This is a genomic window from Stutzerimonas stutzeri (genome assembly GCF_024448695.1).
Classification (GTDB): domain Bacteria; phylum Pseudomonadota; class Gammaproteobacteria; order Pseudomonadales; family Pseudomonadaceae; genus Stutzerimonas; species Stutzerimonas stutzeri_T.
Window position 1 is genome coordinate 1 of the sequence record NZ_JAMOHY010000029.1, and the last position, 18,540, is coordinate 18,540.

Consider the following 18,540-nt stretch of genomic DNA (forward strand, 5'->3'; position numbering starts at 1 on the left):
CCAAGAACCCGACACCGGCTACCAGCGCAGGTAGAACATCGCCTTGGCCAGCACCACGATGCCGACCATCTGCAGAAAAATCGCCCAGTGGATGGCCCGGTAGCGTCCTGGGGTCATCCGCCCGCTTCTTAACAGCATGGCCACCGCACCAAAGGTGAAGAAGACGCCAACGGCCAGCACGATCTTCAGCGTCAGCAGGGTGCCGAAGCTGCTGGCGAATGGATTGGCAAGCAGGTGCCGGTGATACCAGGCCAGTCCTATGCCCGCCCCGTAGACGAACAGCACCACCCAGTGCAGCACCACCCGCAGCCGCGCACCTACCGCCTTGTCGACGCGCTGCATCAGCTCAGGATCGATCTGTTTGCGCACACTGGCCAGCACAGCCACCTCGACAAACAGCGTGCCGATGAAAAAGATCGCACCCACTAAATGGGTGACATGCAGCAGGGAATAACTCATCTCTACACCTTGGGCTGTTCAGGCGGCCAGCCTAGCAGAGCCCAGCCCCCTGTTACCGACAGCCTTGTCGCGCAGACTCAGTGATTCACCGCAGCCAGCTGGCTACCGCTACGCTCGACCTGCTGGCCGGCCTCGAAACCATCGGCAGAGGTCCGCAGCCGAGTGGTATTGCCCTGCTCATCCTTCAGCACATAAAGATTATGCTCAAGGCCCGCTACCTCCTGGACGCCCTGACCGGCGAAATAGCCTACGCCAGCTCCCACCAATGCGCCGATCGGACCACCAGCAGCCGCCCCCAGCATAAAGCCGCCAAGGCCACCGAACCCGCCACCCACCATGCGGTCCTTCTCTACTGTCACAATCTCATCGGCACTCGCCAGAGTGCTTGCCAGCAGCAGTACACTCGCCATCATGATCGACTTGTTCATGCGAAACGCTCCTTTGGAAAGATAGGGATTGCACTTCATCCTCTTCACGAAGCGTGCCGGCAATTCAGTTGACGCAGATCAATACCTTAGCAAAGGCAATGTACTATCAACCCTGGTGGAAAGGGTTTTTATGACACTCACAAGGGTGATTTTTACCCTTAACCGAGGCCGTTCATGATCCTCTGCAAACGCGCCTACGAACGTCCTGCTGCAGATGATGGCCGGCGGGTCCTCGTCGACCGGCTCTGGCCACGCAACTGCCGCAAGGAAGCGTTGCAGCTGGACCAATGGCACAAGGAGCTGGCGCCATCGGACGAGTTGCGCCGTGCCTTCAAGGCCGGCGACCTGAGCTTCGCGCTCTTCCGCGAACGTTACCGCGAAGAACTCGCCGCACATCCCGAGCACTGGTGGCCGCTGCTGAGCACTGCCGGCCAGGAGCGCATCACGCTCATCTACGCCGCACGTGACGAACGGCATAACAATGCGCAGGTGCTGGCCGAATGGCTGCAAGAACAACTCGACCGCCACGCGGAGCAGAGCTCCCCAACCTGCCCTGCCGGAAGACGCCTGCCTTGAAGACCCCACGGCACTCGGGTACCAGCCCGCAGGAAAAGTCATTGACGCTTATCCGGACAGACGAACTTTTGCCTGACTGACCGCTTCTACAGACGACAGTCAAGCAGCCTGCACACCATGAACCCAACCACGCCTGCGTTCCCGCCACCCTCCCGGACCGACTGCCTGATCGTCGGCGCCGGGCCGGGCGGACTTACAGCCGCGCTCTATCTGGCCCGCTTCCACCGCGACTGCCTGGTGGTGGATGCCGGCGCCAGCCGCGCTTCACTGATTCCCCGATCACACAACTACCCCGGCTTCCCGCCTGGCATATCCGGCGATGCGCTGCTGTCCCGGCTGCGCGAGCAGGCAAGCAACCATGGTGCACAGTTTGAGCAAGGCCACGTGGAGCGCATCGAAGCCCAGACCGAGGGCTTCATTGCGCATTACGCCGACAAGCGTTGTTTCGCTCGCCGCATCATCCTCGCCACCGGTATAGAAGACACGCTGCCGGAAATGCCCGACGCCCACTCAGCTATCGCCGAGGGCAGCTTGCGCCTGTGCGCGATCTGTGACGGCTATGAGGTCAACGGCGACAACACCGCGGTCTATGGCGAAGCCGAAGACACCATCCGCCACGCCGTATTTCTGCGCACCTTCACCGATCAGGTGACTGTCGTGATCCACGGCGAACAACCTGCCTGCGAGGCGGCCAGGAAACTGGCCAGTCACTACGGCATTCGACTGCTCGACGACAAGGTCGAAGCCTTGCACCGCTGCCCACAGGGCATTGAGCTGGTCACTGCCCACCAGGGCACCCATCACTTCGACATCATCTACCCCAACCTGGGCGCCCGCTTTCGCTCCGAGCTGGCGGTAAGCCTGGGCGCCGCCTGCGATGAACAGGGCGCGCTGATCGTCGATGCCCATCAGCAAACGTCGACGCCCGGGCTCTATGCACTTGGCGACGTCGTAGCCGGTCTCAAGCAGATCAGTGTCGCCATTGGGCAAGCCGCCCAGGCTGCCACCGCGGTGCATAACAGCCTGGAAAGCAATCCCTGGGGCGGATCCAGCTGATAATCGCGCCACGTCTCACAAGAGAGACCTGCGGGCGATGCCTTCAGTCTGGCAAGGAGGCATACTGCCGCTCTCGACCAAAGCCCGAATAGCATGCGCATTCACGTTACCTTCATTGACCGCATCGGCATCACCCAGGAAGTGCTCGCCCTGCTGGTGGCGCGCAACCTCAATCTGGACGCCGTCGAAATGGTGCCGCCCAACGTCTATATAGACGCACCTGCACTCGACACTCACGTGCTGGACGAGCTGCGCCAGGCGCTGCGCGACGTGCGCGGGGTACAGGACATCCAGGTGGTCGGCATGCTGCCCGGCCAGCAGCGACGCCTGCAGCTCGATGCCCTGCTGCACGCCATGCCGGACCCGCTGATGGCGGTCGATGGCGACGGCAAGATCCTGATGGCCAACCCGGCGCTGATCAGCCTGGTGGGCTTCGACCCCGAAGGCCGGTTCGTCGGCGAGCTGTTCGACGCGCCTGAGTTGCAGGCCGCAATGCTCAAACAGCATTTCCGCCTGCCCATGCGCGAAATCATCTTCAACGGCCAATCCCTGCTGATCGATGTGATGCCGGTTGCCGAAACCCTGAACGCCGACGGATCACAGCCCGCTGCTGGCGCACTGCTGACACTCTATGCACCCAGCCGGCTGGGCGAGCGCCTGGCCGCGCTGCACCCTCACCATGCGGAAAGTTTCGAGGCGTTGCTGGGCGACTCCACCCCCATCCGCACGCTCAAGGCCCGAGGCGTGCGCGTGGCAGCCCTCGATGCGCCGCTGCTGATCCAGGGCGAAACCGGCACCGGCAAGGAACTGGTCGCCCGCGCCTGCCACGCCGCCAGCCCGCGCAGCAATGCGCCCTTCCTGACGCTCAGCTGCGCAGCCCTGCCGGAAAACCAGGCCGATGGTGAGCTTTTCGGTTACGCACCCGGCACGGCAAACGCCAGCCAGCGCAGTGGCAAGCCCGGCCTGCTGGAGCTGGCCAACGGCGGCACGGTGTTCCTCGACGAAATCGCCGAGATGTCGCCCTACCTGCAGGCCAAGCTGATGCACTTCCTCAGCGAGGGCAGCTTTCGTCGAGTTGGCGGCGAGCGCGAGATACGCGTCGATGTACGCATCCTCAGCGCCACCCACCGCAACCTGGAACAGCTGGTCGGCGACGGCGCCTTCCGCGAGGACCTGTTCTATCGGCTGAACGTACTCAACCTCAGCGTTCCGCCGCTGCGTGAACGCAGCGAGGATATCCTGCTGCTGGCGCGACATTTTCTACTGCAGGCCTGTACCCAGATCCAGCGCCCGCCCTGCCGTCTGGCACCCTCAACCTACCCGGCGCTGCTGGGCAATAACTGGCCCGGTAACGTGCGGCAGCTGCAGAACATCATCTTTCGCGCCGCGGCGATGTCCGACAGCACCATCATCGGCCTCGACGACCTGGATATCGCTCGCACCCGCCTGGCGTGCCAGGAGGAGGAAATCCCCAGCCTCAGCGAGGCCATGGAAGCCTTTGAGCGCTCGATTCTGGAAAGATTTTACGCAAGCCATCCCTCTACGCGCTTGCTGGCCAGTCGACTGAAGAGCTCACACAGCGCCATCGCCATGCGCTTGCGCAAATATGGCATCGGCGGCCACAGATAAGGTTGCCGTAAACGTCACCTTCGGAAACAATTGCTCAACCAACTGTCCGTTATTGCCTCATCCTGCGGCGTTTTGCCGCGCCAGCTGTATTGATTTGAATACAGCGTACTGAAATGCATGCAGCTGCTCCGCAGGCTGAACATAACGACCGAACCGGAATGCTGTATCGATTTCAGTACAAGGCTTCCATGTGGCTTGGCCGGTTATACGCATAACCTATTGATTACCTGAGTATTTACATAAAGCTGGCATCGGTATTGCCTTGTTGCAGAGACTGGATCCGACTGACGACTGTGTTGCCTGGTTGCACAAGGGCAGCACTTGCCAGCCAGAGCCTCTATTGGGTGCCTTGTCTTTCGCACACCGACGTGCCGTAACCAAAAAATTACAAGCGGAGTCGACATGGAATTTCTGAATAATCTGGTCAACCAAATCAACTCGCTGGTATGGGGCCCACCGATTCTGGTGCTCATCCTCGGCACCGGGCTGATCCTCATGATCATGCTCAAGTTCATGCCCTGGCGAACCATTCCCCGTGGTTTCCGCCTGATGTGGCAGGGACGTAAAAACGAGCCTGGCGCGGAGGGCGAAATCAGCCCCTTCCAGGCGCTGATGACCTGCCTCGCGGCGACCGTGGGAACCGGCAACATTGCCGGTGTGGCCACCGCCATCTTTCTGGGCGGACCGGGCGCATTGTTCTGGATGTGGTGCACCGCGCTGGTGGGCATGGCGACCAAGTACTGCGAAGTGGTACTGGCGGTGCACTACCGCGAGAAGGACGACCGCGGCGAGCATGTCGGCGGCCCGATGTATGCGATCAAGAACGGTCTTGGCAAAAAATGGCTGTGGCTTGGTGGCGCCTTCGCCATCTTCGGCGGGCTGGCCGGTTTCGGCATCGGCAACATGGTGCAGGTCAACAGCATGGCGCATGCCATGGAAACGACCTTCGGCGTACCGATGTGGATCACTGGCGTGGTCTCGATGGCCATCGTCGGCATGGTGATCCTCGGCGGCATCAAGCGCATCGGCAAGGTTGCCGCGGCCCTGGTGCCCTTCATGTGCGTGGCGTACATCATCGCGGCGCTGGTGGTACTGGCGGTCAACTTCCAGGCCATCCCCGGCGCATTCGCACTGATCTTCGAATCCGCCTTCAACCCGGTAGCAGCCACAGGCGGCTTTGCCGGCGCAGCAGTGATCGCGGCGATTCGCTTCGGCGTGGCGCGCGGCATCTTCTCCAACGAAGCAGGCCTGGGTACCGCCGGTATCGCCCAGGCAGCAGGCACCAGCAACAGCCCGGTTCGCTCCGGCCTGATCGGCATGCTCGGCACCTTCATCGACACCATCATTATCTGCTCGATGACTGGCCTGGCCATTATCTGCTCGGGCGTATGGACCAGCGGCGAGAGCGGCGCGGCACTGTCAGCTGCGGCCTTCGAGTCGGCAATGCCCGGCTTCGGCGGCGCCATCCTGACCATTGCACTGGTGGTCTTCGCCTTCACCACCATTCTCGGCTGGAGCTACTTCGGCGAAAAATGCTGGGAGTACCTGATGGGCACCAAGGTCATCTGGCCATTCCGGGTGATCTGGGTCCTGGCCGTGCCCTTTGGGGCGATCGCTCAGCTGGATTTCGCCTGGCTGGTCGCCGACACCCTCAACGGGCTGATGGCGATTCCAAACCTGATCTCCCTGCTGCTGCTGAGCCCGGTGGTGGTCAAGCTGACCAACGCCTACTTTGCCGAGCGCAAGGCTCAGGAAGCACTTGCCGGCATGCCGCGCTGAATAGCGGTCTAAGCTGAAAACAGAAACCACCCGGACGCCCGCAACGGCGCCTGGGTGGCTGTCGTCTCACCGGCGAGCGACCTCCTTTATGTCCCTCAGCATCTTCGACCTGTTCAAGATTGGCATCGGCCCCTCCAGTTCGCATACCGTCGGCCCCATGTGCGCGGCGGCGCGGTTTGCTGAAGGGCTGCAGCGCGATGGCCTGTTGGCCACTACCGAAGGCGTGCGCATCGAGCTGCATGGCTCGCTCGGCGCCACCGGCAAGGGCCATGGCAGCGACAAGGCGGTGCTACTCGGCCTCGAAGGCGAGCAGCCGGAACAAATCGATACCACCCGGATACCTGCGCGGCTGGCGGTGATCCGGGAAAGCTGCACGTTGCACCTGCTGGGTGAAAAGCCAATCCACTTCGTGGAGCGCGAGCACCTGACGATGACACGCAAGCCACTGACGTTCCATCCCAACGGCATGCTGTTTCGCGCGTTTGATGCCGCCGGCCTGCAAATCCGCAGCCGCACGTATTACTCGGTGGGCGGTGGCTTCGTCGTGGATGAGCAAGCCATCGGCAGCGACCGCATCGTCGAAGACCAGACGCCGCTGCCCTTCCCCTTCCACAGCGCCCGCGAACTGTTGACGCTATGCGACGAGCATGGCCTGTCGATCAGCCAGTTGATGCTGGCCAACGAGGCAGCCTGGCGACCGGAGGCGCAAACCCGCGCGCGGCTGCTGCATATCTGGCAGGTCATGCAGGACTGCGTGCGCGCCGGCTGCCGCACCGAAGGCACGCTGCCTGGCGGGCTCAAGGTGGAGCGCCGCGCCGCCAAGCTCTACCGCCAGCTCGGCGAAAGCCCGGAAGCCAACCTGCGCGACAGCCTCAACGTGCTTGACTGGGTCGATCTGTACGCGCTGGCCGTCAACGAGGAAAACGCCAGCGGCGGTCGCGTGGTCACTGCACCGACCAATGGGGCCGCGGGAATCATTCCGGCGTTACTGCACTACTACATGCGCTTCGTGCCCGGCGCCAGCGAGGACGGCGTGGTGCGCTTCCTGCTCACCGCAGCCGCCATCGGCATGCTCTACAAGGAGAACGCCTCGATTTCCGGGGCCGAAGTCGGCTGTCAGGGCGAGGTGGGCGTGGCCTGCTCCATGGGCGCAGGCGCGCTCTGCGAAGTGCTTGGCGGCACGCCGCGACAGGTCGAGAACGCCGCCGAGATCGGCATGGAACATAACCTCGGCCTGACCTGCGATCCGGTTGGCGGCCTGGTTCAGGTGCCTTGCATCGAGCGCAACGCCATGGGTGCGGTCAAAGCCATCAATGCGGCACGCATGGCCCTGCGCGGCGACGGCAGCCATTTCATCTCGCTGGACAAGGTCATCCGTACCATGCGCCAGACCGGCGCCGACATGCAGAGCAAGTACAAGGAAACCGCCCGCGGCGGGCTGGCCGTCAACATCATCGAATGCTGACCGCAGGCGACCAGACCGATGGTCGTCGCTGTCACCGCGGCTTGCCGTCAGGCCTCACCCACCCATGCGAGGACAGACACATGACCACACTGAACCAGGCTCACTGCGAAGCCTGCCGGGCCGACGCGCCCAGGGTTGCCGATGACGAACAGGCCCAGCTGATCCAGGAGATTCCGGACTGGAACGTCGAGACCCGCGACGGTCATCAGGAGCTGAAAAGGACATTCCTGTTCAGCAACTTCCGCCAGGCGCTGGCCTTTACCAACACCATCGGCGAGATCGCTGAAGCCGAAGGCCACCATCCTGACCTGCTCACCGAATGGGGCAAGGTCACGGTCACCTGGTGGAGTCACAAGATAAAGGGCCTGCATCGCAACGACTTCATCATGGCAGCACGTACCGACGAAGCGGCCAGAACCGCAGAAGGCCGTAAACAGGGTCTAACCTGATCGGCGGACCGACGTTACGGTGAGCTGACGAGCGAATGAGTTCTACAGGCTGAAACCGGTCGAGGTCTCCACCACACGGCTACGGAGAACCTCAACGGGTCTGCCGGACTTGCACATTCAGCCGTCAGACCCGCAGCAACCCTACGCCAACAGGCGCTGCGCGCCGGTTTCGGGTCTGCCGGCAGCCTGCACGCGCTCGAGCGCCAGGCGATCGGCGACAAGAGACGTGGGAATTTGCGCCTGCTCGGCGCGCTGGAAAATTTCACGCAGGGTTTCACCGATACCTTTGACGTGCGCATCAATCTGCGCCGCGCTGCCGCCGATGCGTTGGTAGTAGACGTCGATGATACCGCCGGCATTGATCACATAATCCGGCGCCCAGAGCTGGTTGCGCCGCTGCAGTACAGCACCGATTTCGGGCGTGGCCAGCTGGTTGTTGGCCGCACCGGCAATCACCGGCGCGCGCAGCACTTCAAGGGTCTGCTCGTTGAGGATGCCACCCATGGCGCAGGGCGCGAACACCTCGACATCGAGCCCGTAGATGTCCTCTGGACGCACCACCCGGGCATCCAGTTCGTCCATTGCGCGCTGTACATTGGCATCGAAGATGTCACAGACCCACAGCTCGGCGCCGGCAGCCTTGAGCCGCCGGGCCAGGCTCAGACCGACATGGCCCATCCCCTGAATCGCCACCTTCAGGCCGGCAAGGTCATTGCGCCCGAGACGCTGGCGTATCGCCTCGCGCAGGCCGACGAAAACCCCGAGCGCTGTCGAGGGCGAGGGATCGCCGCTGGCAATGCTGCCGTCCAGCGTGGTGCGTGACGATGCCCCGACCACATGCCGGGTACGCTGGGCGAATGCCTGCATTTCGGCATCGCCCGTGCCCGAGTCGGCAGCGGTGATATAGCGTCCGCCGAGGCTTTCGATGAAATCGCCCATGGCATGCAGCAGCGCCTGGCTCTTGCCGGTATGCGGATCGCCGATGATCACCGCCTTGCCGCCACCCAGCGCCAGACCGGCCAGCGAAGACTTGAGCGTCATGCCGCGGGACAGGCGCAACACATCGCGCAGGGCATCGGTCTCGGTGGCGTAGGGGAACATCCGGCAGCCACCCAGCGCTGGACCGAGGTGCGTATTGTGGATGGCGATGATGGCCTTGAGGCCCGACGCGGGGTCATGGCAGAAGACCACCTGCTCATGCTGGTCGAAATCGGGATGAGCGAATACGGACATGATTACCTCGTGTGTCTTCGTGGATTGGCGATTGTGCCCAGGCGCCCGCATAGACGCGCAACCGGGCACATCACACGGTCGGCTGGAACAGCCGAACATTCTGCACTTCATCCCCCCGCTCAAACCGCTCGCGCAGCAGCTTTTCCTGCTGGCGTGCCTTGGCGATGGCGCGCTCCTTCACCGGGCCATAGCCGCGGATCAGTTCCGGCAGCGCGGCGATGGCCACGGCGGTGCGGTAGTTGCCCGGTTTGAGCTGCACCAGCAGCTCGCCCAGGGTCTTTTCATAGTCAACAATCAGCTGGCGCTCCACACGCCGGTCGTGACCATGACCAAACGGGTCGAGTGGCGTCCCGCGCAGAAAGCGGAATTTCGCCAGCACACCAAACGCATCAAGCATCCACGGACCGAACTCGCGCTTGCGCGGCTCGCCGGTCCTGGGATCGGTCTTTGCCAGCCAGGCCGGCGCCAGATGGAACTGCAGCCTGTAGTCGCCCTCGAACTGCGCTTCGAGCTGCTGGCGGAATTCCGGTTCGCTGTACAGCCGCGCCACCTCGTACTCATCCTTGTAAGCCAGCAGTTTGAAGTAGTACCGCGCCACCGCCTTGGACAGCGCCAGATCATCCGCAGTGTCGGCCTCACGCACCCGCTCGACCAGCTTGCGGTAGCGGCGCGCCAGTCCGGCCCCCTGATAGCGGGTGAGGAAAGTCACACGCCAGTCGACGATCGCTTCGAGGGTCTTGCCAATGGGCTTCGCCACGTCCCCCGGTTTGGCCAACTGCTCCACCCCTTCAGGCTCCAGTACCGCGCGACGACCCCAGCGGAAGGCCTGGCGGTTCAGTTCGGCGGACATGCCGTTGAGCTCGATGGCCTTCTCGATGGCCTCGGCGGATAGCGGCAACAGCCCTTGCTGATAGGCAAAGCCGAGCAGGAACAGGTTGGTGGCAATGCTGTCACCCAGCAGCCGCGTGGCCAGCCGGGTGGCATCGACGAAATGGGTTTTCTCCGCTCCGACCGCATCGTTGATGGCCTGGCGCATGGCGCCGCCGGGCACCTGGGCATCCGGGTTGCGGGTGAACTCGGCGGTGGCCGATTCGTGGCTGTTCACCACGGCGTGGCTGATCTGCTCGTTGAGCCGGGTCAGCGATTCATCACCGGCGGCAACAATCAGATCGCAGCCCAGCAGCAGGTCGGCTTCTCCAGCGGCAATGCGCACGGCGTAAATGTCGCCCTGCTTGGCCGCAATCCGCACATGGGTGGTCACAGGGCCGAACTTCTGGGCCAGGCCTGCCTGGTCGAGCACCGTGCAGCCCTTGCCTTCCAGGTGCGCCGCCATGCCGATCAGCGCGCCGAGGGTGGTTACGCCGCTGCCGCCAACGCCGGGAATTAGCACGTTCCATGGGCGTTCCAGCGATGGCTGCTGCGGTTCAGGCAGCGCTGCCGCTTCGATACCGCCGGCCACCGCCTCGGGCTTGCGCAACTGGCCGCCGTGCACGGTGACGAAACTCGGGCAGAAGCCCTCGACGCAGGAGTAATCCTTGTTGCAGGCGTTCTGGTCGATCTCGCGCTTGCGCCCCAGTTCGGTTTCCAGCGGCAATACCGACAGGCAGTTGGATTTCTCGCCACAGTCGCCGCAGCCCTCGCATACGGCGGGGTTGATAAACACGCGCTTGGCCGGGTCTTCCAGCTTGCCGCGCTTGCGCCGGCGGCGTTTCTCGGTGGCACAGGTCTGATCGTAGATGATCACCGAGACGCCCTTGAACTCGCGCAACTCGCGCTGCACGGCGTCCAGCTCGCGGCGATGGTGGAAGCTGGCGTTGGGTGCGAAGCCTTCGCGGCTGGGGTATTTCTCCGGTTCGTCGCTGACGATGGCGATGCGCTGGACACCCTCGTCATGTACCTGGCGGCTGAGCTGGTCGACGCGCAGTTCGCCGTCGATGGGCTGGCCGCCGGTCATGGCCACGGCGTCGTTGTAGAGAATCTTGAAGGTGATATTCACCCGCGCCGCCACAGCTGCCCGAACCGCCAGGCTGCCGGAATGGAAGTAGGTGCCGTCGCCAAGGTTCTGGAAGATGTGCGGTGTGTCGGTGAACGGCGCCTGACCGATCCAGTTCACGCCCTCGCCGCCCATCTGGGTGAAGGTCTCGGTACGCCGGTCCATCCACTGCACCATGTAATGACAGCCGATGCCCGCCGAGGCACGACTGCCTTCGGGCACCTTGGTCGAGGTGTTGTGCGGGCAGCCCGAGCAGTAGTGCGGCGTGCGCACCGTGTTGTAGCTGCGCGCGGCCAGGGCTTTCTCCTTGGCATCGAGGAAAGCCAGTCGCGACTGGATCATTTCACTGGTGAGGATAGGTTCCAGGCGTTTGGCGATGACGCGGGCGATCATCGCCGGAGTCAGTTCGGAAAGGTTGGGCAGCAGCGAACAGCCCTGCTCGTCGAACTCGCCGACCACCCGCGGACGCTTGTCCACCGGCCAGTTGTAGAGCTGCCCGGTGAGCTGGTCCTCGATGATGCTGCGTTTTTCCTCCACCACCAGGATTTCGTCCAGGCCGTGGGCGAATTCATGCACCGAGACCGGCTCCAGCGGCCAGCTCATGCCGACCTTGAGCAGGCGCAGGCCGATCTGTGCGCAGAGTTCTTCGTCCAGCCCCAGATCGTCCAGCGCCTGGCGCACGTCGAGGTAACTCTTGCCGGTGGTGATGATGCCCATACGCGGGCTGGGCGAATCGAGCATCACCCGGTTGAGGTTGTTGCCACGGGCAAAGGCGCGTGCGGCGTAGATCTTGAACAGGTTGAGGCGCTTTTCCTGGGCCAGCGGCGGGTCCGGCCAGCGGATGTGCACGCCGTCCTCGGGCAGCTGGAAGTCCAGCGGGATGCGCGTCTGCACCCGCAGCGGATCGACCTCCACCACAGCAGAGGAGTCGACGTTTTCAGCGATGGTCTTGAGCGCGACCCAGCAGCCGGAATAGCGCGACAGCTCCCAGCCGATGATGCCGTAGTCGAGAATTTCCTGGACGTTGGCCGGGTTGAGCACCGGGATCGAAGCGGCGATAAAGGCGTGCTCGCTCTGGTGCGGCAGCGTCGAGGACTTGCAGCCGTGGTCGTCGCCAGCCAGCAGCAGCACGCCGCCGTGGGGCGAGACGCCCGCGGCATTGGCGTGCTTGAACACGTCACCGGCGCGGTCCACCCCCGGCCCCTTGCCGTACCACATGGCAAATACACCGTCGTATCGGGCACCCGGAAACAGATTGGCTTGCTGGCTGCCCCACACCGCGGTGGCGGCCAGTTCCTCGTTCAGCCCCGGCTGAAAATGGATGGCGTGCTGCGTGAGGTAGTCGCGCGCATCCCACAGGCTCTTGTCCAGCCCGCCCAGTGGCGAGCCACGGTAGCCGGAAATGAAACCGCCGGTGTTCAGCCCCCGAGCCTGGTCACGTTGGTGCTGGAGCATCGGCAGGCGGGTCAGCGCCTGGGTGCCAGTGAGGTACAAATGCCCGGTTGCAAGCCGGTATTTGTCATCCAGACGGATCTCGGCCAGAGTCATGGGGCGCTCCTGTTGTTGTTCGGAGTCTGGGCGGCTTATGCGCTGCCCGCCTGGCGAAAACCGCAGGAGTTCGCCCCGCCTTTTCGCATCTGTTATGAGTCTGGCCGTGACGAGACGAGATTTCCTTTCTATTTTTACGGTAGATGCGCTATCGGGTGCATGATCGATCCACAAAAAACAGCCAAGCAGGAACAACCATGCAGACTCCGCTGAGCAGCATCGACCGCAAGATTCTCCTGCTGCTGCAACACAACGCTGATCTGTCCGCCGCCGAGATCGCCGAAAAGGTGGAGCTTTCGCAATCGCCGTGCTGGCGGCGCATTCACCGCATGCAGGAAGAGGGGCTGATCGAACGCAAGGTCGCGCTGCTCAATCCAAAGAAGCTCGGGCTGAACATGACGGTGTTCGTCAACATCAAACTGTCAGCCCACGGGCGCAGCAATCTGGATGAATTCGAACGGGCTGTGGTGGGCTACCCCGAGGTGCTGGAGTGCCACACCATGGCCGGTGAATCGGATTACCTGCTCAAGGTGGTGGCCAGGGATATCGACAGCTATGAGCGTTTTCTACGCGACCAGTTGCTGCAGCAACCCCATGTGCAGGAGGCGCACTCGCATATCGCCATGAGTGAAGTGAAGCGCACCACCGAGCTACCGCTGGATTGAGCCGGGATTAAACGGTGGATAAGGCTTCGCCGTTATCCACCCTACGAAACAGCGGCCTTGCCAGCGGGAGGTTATCGCTGAGGAATTCCCAACACCGGAGTCCCCTGGCAGATCCCCTGGCGCTCGAACCAGCCCTGGTTGACCTCCAGCGCATAGCGCGCTGGCTTGCGCGAGCAACGGATCGCCTCGCTCAACGGCTCCAGATCAATCAGATCGACGATGCGTCCCTGTTCATCCAGAAATGCGGCGGACAATGGCAACGGGGTGTTCTTCATCCACAGGCAATGACGGCGGAAATCGTCGAAACGAAACAGCATGCCCGCGTCAGTCGCCAGCTCGGTGCGGTCCATCAGCCCGCGTTCGCGTTCGGTGGGCGAGCTGACGTATTCGGCGCGCAGTGGTGCAGTGCCGACCAGCAGGTCGAGCAGGGTTTCGGCGCTGGCGAGAGCCGGCCAGGCCAGACAGGCGGTTAGCAGCATGCGGAGGGTACGCATCGGGGCTTCACTCGTATCGGAAAAGCCATGTCCTATCATGGGTTGCGCGAAGCAGGCGCTTTTGTGGGAGGGGGCTTGCCCGCGAGCTTTTGGCGGTGGCTGACGCAGAAAAGCAAAGCTCGCGGACAAGTCCGCTCCCACCTGACCCCTTCCACCCGGCCTAGGCACCCCATGACTGGAACATGGCTATCGGAAAAGGCGGAGCATAGACGGCCACGGGCAGCGGCTACCAGTCCAGCCGCAATTCGCTCTCGAAGGTACGCGGCTGGCCACTCAAGGGATCGCAAAACGCCAACCCACGCGCCAGCAATTTTAGCGGCTTACTGTAGTCGTCCCGATCGCGCCGCGCGCGTTCGATCAGCTCGGGATAGAACGGATCGTTGCAGATGCCAGCGCCCAGCGTGGCCATCTGCAGGCGCAACTGATGCTTGCGCCCGGTCAGCGGATACAGGGCGTAACGCCAGCAATCTTCACGGCGCTCCAGCACCTCGATGCGGGTCTCGCTGTTGGGTTCGCCGTCACCCTTGCGCATCAGGAAGAAGGGTTCGCCTTCGATCATGTGCAGTCGCTCCAGGCGCGGAAATGCCAGTTCCGGCAGCGCCGGGCAGATCGCCTCGTAATGTTTGTCGATCCTCCGCTCACGAAACAGCGCCTGATAAGCCCCACGACTGGCCGGATCGGTGGAAAACAGCACCAGCCCGGCGGTGAGCCGGTCGATACGGTGAATCGGCACCAGATCGGGATTGCCCAGGCGTTTGCTGAGTCGCGCCAGCAGGGTTTCGTTGACGTATCCACCCGCCGGCATCACTGGCAGAAAATGCGGTTTGTCGACCACCAGCAGATGTTCGTCAAGGTGCAGGATGTGCGCCTCGAAGGGGATCGGCTGCTCGTTGGGCACTTCACGAAAATAGTGAATCCGCAGCCCGACCTGATAGGCATGTGTCACTTCCAGCGCCTGCCCATCCGCCCCCAGCACGCGGCCACGCGCGAAGCGATCCAGCCAGGTGGCACGGTCGATGGCTGGAAAGTGAGCGCACAGGCAATCGAGCACCGTACGCCAATCACCCTGGGGTAAATGCAGCGTGCTGCGGGCATTGGAAGCGGACATGGCAACAGGCGTATGGCGAAAGGGGTGCCGATGATAACCGAGCGCTTTAAAGCAGCGCAGACCTTACGCCAGCTTCGGCTGCAGGCTTAAGCCACTCCCACGGGTCCGGTATACGTTGGCCCATGGTGGGAGTGGCTTCAGTCACGAATGAGCAGCTCAGCAGCAGGACAAGGCTTGATCAGTCTTCCTTCTCCTTGGTCATTTCCCCGGTCCTGCCGTCCATCTTGAACTCCCACACCTTACCGTCGGCCTTCATGCCTTCGCCTTCCCAGACATCATCGTCGGCGCCGATGGAGTGCAACTGCGTATAACCGGCCGACTTGGCCTTCTCTACAGCCTGCTCCAGGGTGATCCAGTCGGCGCCGGGTTTGTCGGCCAGTGCGATCCCGCTGGCGGTTCCAAGAACGGCGATGGCAAGGGCAGCGGTCAGTTTCTTGTGGTACATGGCTATTTCCTTCTTCTGATTTTCGAGATGCGGCTGCGTCGCAGCCCTGTTAAATACGAGCCTCGCCGCTGGGCAGGGTTCCCTCACGAGAACAAATACCATTCAGCTTCGCGTAAGCCTGGCCTCGTAATCTGTGCCTGTCCAAACCCACAGAGGAACAACTCATGAAAACCCTGACAATCCTGTTTACCGCCGCCACTCTCGCTCTGGGCGCCAACCTGGCCACCGCTCGCGACCTCGGCCCTGACGAAGCGCTGAAGCTGCGCGATGCCGGCACCATCCAGTCCTTCGAGAAGCTCAACGAAGCGGCATTGGCCAAGCATCCCGGCGCCACCATCGAGGAGACCGAACTGGAAGAAGAATACGGTCGCTACATCTACCAGCTTGAATTGCGCGACGACAAAGGTGTGCAATGGGACCTGGAACTCGACGCCAAGACCGGCGAAATCCTCAAGGACCACCAGGACGACTGATGCGCAACACCTTCCTCACGCTTTCGCTGGCCTTGCTGCTCGCCGCCACCCCGGCGGCGAGTCGCGACCTGGACCAGGACGAAGCCCTGAAACTGCGCCGCGAAGGGCTGATCCTGCCGCTGGAAAGCCTGCTGCAGCAGGCCATGCAGCGTTATCCCGGCGCACGCCTGCTGGAGGCAGAGCTGGAGGAAGATGACGGCATCTACATCTATGAAATCGAATTGCTCACCGCCGACGGTATCGCCCGTGAACTTGAACTCGACGCACGCGATGGCCGTCTGCTCAAGGACGAGGAAGACTGATGCGCCTGTTGCTGGTCGAAGACAGCGTCCCCCTGGCCGACGAACTGCTGGCCAGCCTTGGCCGCCACGGCTATGCCATCGACTGGCTGGCCGATGGTCGCGATGCCGACTACCAGGGCAGCAGCGAGCCCTATGACCTGATCGTTCTAGACCTCGGTCTGCCCGGCAAGCCGGGACTGGAAGTTCTACGTGACTGGCGCGCCCGTGGCCTGGCTACGCCCGTGCTGATCCTCACCGCACGCGACTCCTGGGCCGAGCGTATCGAAGGGCTCAAGGCCGGCGCGGACGACTACCTGACCAAACCCTTCCACCCCGAAGAGCTGCTGCTGCGTATCCAGGCATTGCTGCGCCGCGCTCATGGCGTGGCCAATCAGCCCTTGCTGCAAGTCGGCGGGCTGGCGCTGGACGAAGCGCGTCAGCGTTGCCGCAAGGATGACCAGGACATTGAGCTGACCGCCGGGGAATTCCGCCTGCTGCGCTATTTCATGCTGCATCCTGGCCAGCTGCTGTCGAAAACCCAGCTGGCCGAACACCTCTACGACGGCGAAACCGAGCGTGACTCCAACGTCATCGAGGTACACATCAACCGCCTGCGCGGCAAGCTGGGCCGCGCGCTGATCGAAACCCGCCGGGGTCAGGGCTATCGCTTCGGCGGCGCCTCTTGAGATCGATTCAGCGCAGCCTCAGTCTGGGCCTGGTCGCCGCCCTGCTGATCGTCAGCCTGCTGCTGTTGCAGACCAGCCTCTGGCTGTTCGAAGCCGGCTTGCGACGCAGCCTGGAAACCGATCTGCGCGAGGAAACCGAAGGCCTGCTGATCGCCGTGGTGCAAGGCACGGACGGCTTCAGGCTGGATACCAGCCGGCTCAACCCCCGCTACCAGCGCGCTTTTTCCGGTCACTATTTCCGCATTGATCTACCCGAGCGCAGCTGGCGTTCGCGCTCGCTCTGGGATGCCACGCCCGAATGGCCGCAGCAGCAGGGCCTGGCCTCCGAGCTGACCGAGGGACCGCAGGGCCAGCGGCTGCTGGCTTACCGCGCCGAGTACCAGCGCGACGGTCAGCGCATCATCATCGCCGTCGCACAGGACTACACGCCGATTCTCGACAGTTTCCTCCAGGTTCGCCTCGGCGGGCTCGGTCTGGTCGGAGTCGCGCTGCTGGTCTTCCTGCTGCTGCAGCGCTATGCGGTAAAGCTTGCCATGCGCCCGCTGGAACGGGCGCGCCAGCAGATTGCGCAACTGCAGCAGGGCCAGCGCCGCCAGCTCGATATCCAGGCGCCCCATGAGCTGCAACCGCTGGTGGCGCAGATCAATCATCTGCTGGCGCATACCGACGACACCCTCAAGCGTTCGCGGCATGCACTGGGCAACCTTGGCCATGCGCTGAAAACACCGCTGGCTGTACTTGGCAGCCTCATACAACGTGAAGAACTGAGCGCCCACCCTGAGTTGCAGGCCGGCCTGCGTGAACAGCTGGAACAAATCCAGCAAAGGGTCTCGCGCGAGCTGGGCCGCGCACGCATGGCCGGCGAGGCACTGCCCGGTGCCCATTTCGACTGTGGACGAGAGTTGCCAGCCCTGTTCGAGACACTGCAGATGATTCATCCGCGCGGTCTGAGTCTGCACTGGCACGCGCCGGACAACTGCCGCCTGCCCTGGGATCGCGAGGATATGCTCGAACTGCTCGGCAACCTGCTGGACAACGCCTGCAAATGGGCAACATCACAGGTGCGACTGGAGATCGAGCAGGACGCCGACAGCTATCGAATCACCATCGAGGATGACGGGCCGGGCATTCCCGAAGCGCTGCGTGACAGCGTTCTAACGCGTGGCGCACGTCTGGACGAACGCGCCGAGGGCCACGGTCTGGGGCTGGGTATCGTACGGGACATGCTCACCGCCTGGCATGGCAGCCTGACGCTGGAGCAGGGTTCACTCGGCGGGTTGCGGGCAAGCATTCGGCTGCCGAAACAGAAACAGTGACAGGCCACAAGCGGTTTTCAGACTCTGCTGGAGCTGGCCATGCCTGCGAAAGGGACAACCCTCGGAGCGTGATTATTCGCGGGCACGGCCCGCTCCTACTACACGCGGGCCAGCTCGTTGCGCATGTCCTCCAGAATGGTTTCCACAAGCAGGCCGTTATCGACCTGTCGGCCCGACACCATGCGTATGGATTCAGTGCCTTTTATCGGATAGCCGACGCGCACCACCAGGTTGCCGTTGGACTGCGGCTCAACACGGGTCTGGTATTCGGCTGGAAAATTATCGGCCAGATGGCGGGACAAGGTTTTCATCAGGTATCTCGTGGGCTGTACCTGATACAAAGACCCTGTATTTAACTGGGAGATTCAAACCGTTCATCGGCTGACATCCAGCTGTCACGGCACTGCAACCCGCACGCATGCGCCACGCCCGCAGCAACGGATTTCGCCGAAGCTCC

The 18,540-nt window shown here is 62.9% G+C and carries 19 protein-coding genes; 11 read left to right on the plus strand and 8 right to left on the minus strand.

Annotated elements, in window-relative coordinates; genetic code table 11:
- Positions 1-18: 18 nt before the first annotated feature.
- Together NAV32_RS15570 and NAV32_RS15575 are read right to left on the minus strand one after the other, a co-directional pair.
- Entirely contained in the window at positions 19-459 is a 441-nt protein-coding gene (locus NAV32_RS15570) for a CopD family copper resistance protein (RefSeq protein WP_256053710.1), read from the minus strand.
- Positions 460-536: 77 nt separating this feature from the next.
- On the minus strand, positions 537-887 hold the full coding sequence (locus NAV32_RS15575) for a hypothetical protein (RefSeq protein WP_256053711.1): 351 nt from the start codon (positions 885-887) through the stop codon (positions 537-539).
- Positions 888-1,061: 174 nt separating this feature from the next.
- On the opposite strand from NAV32_RS15575, the gene NAV32_RS15580 reads away from it, so the two are divergent.
- The 6 genes from NAV32_RS15580 (at position 1,062) to NAV32_RS15605 (ending at position 7,841) form a co-directional block, all read left to right on the plus strand.
- Positions 1,062-1,463 (plus strand): DUF488 domain-containing protein, encoded by a 402-nt coding sequence (locus tag NAV32_RS15580; protein WP_256053712.1) that lies wholly within the window; start codon positions 1,062-1,064, stop codon positions 1,461-1,463.
- A 117-nt stretch (positions 1,464-1,580) separates the two neighbouring features.
- Positions 1,581-2,519: an NAD(P)/FAD-dependent oxidoreductase gene (locus tag NAV32_RS15585; protein WP_256053713.1), complete on the plus strand. Its 939-nt coding sequence runs from the start codon at positions 1,581-1,583 to the stop codon at positions 2,517-2,519.
- Positions 2,520-2,612: 93 nt separating this feature from the next.
- Positions 2,613-4,148 carry a sigma-54-dependent transcriptional regulator gene (locus tag NAV32_RS15590; protein ID WP_256053714.1) on the plus strand — a complete coding sequence of 512 codons (1,536 nt, stop codon included), beginning with the start codon at positions 2,613-2,615 and terminating at the stop codon, positions 4,146-4,148.
- Positions 4,149-4,550: 402 nt separating this feature from the next.
- Positions 4,551-5,927, plus strand: coding sequence for an alanine/glycine:cation symporter family protein (locus NAV32_RS15595; RefSeq protein WP_256053715.1), 1,377 nt, complete (start codon positions 4,551-4,553; stop codon positions 5,925-5,927).
- Between the two features lie 88 nt (positions 5,928-6,015).
- A complete protein-coding gene (locus tag NAV32_RS15600) occupies positions 6,016-7,392 on the plus strand; it encodes an L-serine ammonia-lyase (protein ID WP_256053716.1) in 1,377 nt (458 codons plus the stop codon).
- 80 nt (positions 7,393-7,472) lie between these two features.
- Positions 7,473-7,841: a 4a-hydroxytetrahydrobiopterin dehydratase gene (locus NAV32_RS15605; RefSeq protein ID WP_256053717.1), complete on the plus strand. Its 369-nt coding sequence runs from the start codon at positions 7,473-7,475 to the stop codon at positions 7,839-7,841.
- A 141-nt stretch (positions 7,842-7,982) separates the two neighbouring features.
- On the opposite strand, the gene NAV32_RS15610 is transcribed toward NAV32_RS15605, so the two are convergent.
- Together NAV32_RS15610 and NAV32_RS15615 are read right to left on the minus strand one after the other, a co-directional pair.
- Complete coding sequence (locus tag NAV32_RS15610; RefSeq protein ID WP_256053718.1) at positions 7,983-9,074, minus strand: Glu/Leu/Phe/Val dehydrogenase dimerization domain-containing protein; 1,092 nt, start codon at positions 9,072-9,074, stop codon at positions 7,983-7,985.
- Positions 9,075-9,144: 70 nt separating this feature from the next.
- On the minus strand, positions 9,145-12,615 hold the full coding sequence (locus NAV32_RS15615) for an indolepyruvate ferredoxin oxidoreductase family protein (protein WP_256053719.1): 3,471 nt from the start codon (positions 12,613-12,615) through the stop codon (positions 9,145-9,147).
- 197 nt (positions 12,616-12,812) lie between these two features.
- Between NAV32_RS15615 and NAV32_RS15620 the strand changes: the two genes are divergently transcribed.
- Positions 12,813-13,280: an Lrp/AsnC family transcriptional regulator gene (locus NAV32_RS15620; protein WP_256053720.1), complete on the plus strand. Its 468-nt coding sequence runs from the start codon at positions 12,813-12,815 to the stop codon at positions 13,278-13,280.
- 71 nt (positions 13,281-13,351) lie between these two features.
- Here the strand turns inward: NAV32_RS15620 and NAV32_RS15625 are convergent, their stop codons facing one another.
- The 3 genes from NAV32_RS15625 to NAV32_RS15635 all read right to left on the minus strand — a co-directional run bounded on the left by NAV32_RS15625 (position 13,352) and on the right by NAV32_RS15635 (position 15,327).
- The gene (locus NAV32_RS15625) at positions 13,352-13,774 is read right to left on the minus strand and encodes a DUF192 domain-containing protein (RefSeq protein ID WP_256053721.1); all 423 of its coding nucleotides are present in this window, start codon (positions 13,772-13,774) and stop codon (positions 13,352-13,354) included.
- A gap of 226 nt (positions 13,775-14,000) precedes the next feature.
- Positions 14,001-14,882, minus strand: a complete 882-nt coding sequence (locus NAV32_RS15630) for an RluA family pseudouridine synthase (RefSeq protein WP_256053722.1) — start codon at positions 14,880-14,882, stop codon at positions 14,001-14,003.
- Positions 14,883-15,060: 178 nt separating this feature from the next.
- Positions 15,061-15,327 carry a PepSY domain-containing protein gene (locus NAV32_RS15635; protein ID WP_256053723.1) on the minus strand — a complete coding sequence of 89 codons (267 nt, stop codon included), beginning with the start codon at positions 15,325-15,327 and terminating at the stop codon, positions 15,061-15,063.
- A gap of 164 nt (positions 15,328-15,491) precedes the next feature.
- On the opposite strand from NAV32_RS15635, the gene NAV32_RS15640 reads away from it, so the two are divergent.
- From NAV32_RS15640 to NAV32_RS15655, 4 genes are read left to right on the plus strand one after another with little or no spacing between them, the layout of a single operon-like run.
- On the plus strand, positions 15,492-15,800 hold the full coding sequence (locus NAV32_RS15640) for a PepSY domain-containing protein (protein WP_256053724.1): 309 nt from the start codon (positions 15,492-15,494) through the stop codon (positions 15,798-15,800).
- On the plus strand, positions 15,800-16,102 hold the full coding sequence (locus NAV32_RS15645) for a PepSY domain-containing protein (RefSeq protein ID WP_256053725.1): 303 nt from the start codon (positions 15,800-15,802) through the stop codon (positions 16,100-16,102). Before NAV32_RS15640 ends, NAV32_RS15645 begins: the two co-directional genes overlap by 1 nt.
- The gene (locus NAV32_RS15650; RefSeq protein ID WP_256053726.1) at positions 16,102-16,767 is read left to right on the plus strand and encodes a response regulator transcription factor; all 666 of its coding nucleotides are present in this window, start codon (positions 16,102-16,104) and stop codon (positions 16,765-16,767) included. Before NAV32_RS15645 ends, NAV32_RS15650 begins: the two co-directional genes overlap by 1 nt.
- Positions 16,764-18,083 carry a sensor histidine kinase gene (locus NAV32_RS15655; RefSeq protein WP_256053727.1) on the plus strand — a complete coding sequence of 440 codons (1,320 nt, stop codon included), beginning with the start codon at positions 16,764-16,766 and terminating at the stop codon, positions 18,081-18,083. Before NAV32_RS15650 ends, NAV32_RS15655 begins: the two co-directional genes overlap by 4 nt.
- A 98-nt stretch (positions 18,084-18,181) precedes the next feature.
- Here NAV32_RS15655 and NAV32_RS15660 read toward each other — a convergent pair whose 3' ends face one another.
- Positions 18,182-18,394, minus strand: a complete 213-nt coding sequence (locus NAV32_RS15660; RefSeq protein ID WP_256053728.1) for a hypothetical protein — start codon at positions 18,392-18,394, stop codon at positions 18,182-18,184.
- Positions 18,395-18,540 lie beyond the last annotated feature (146 nt).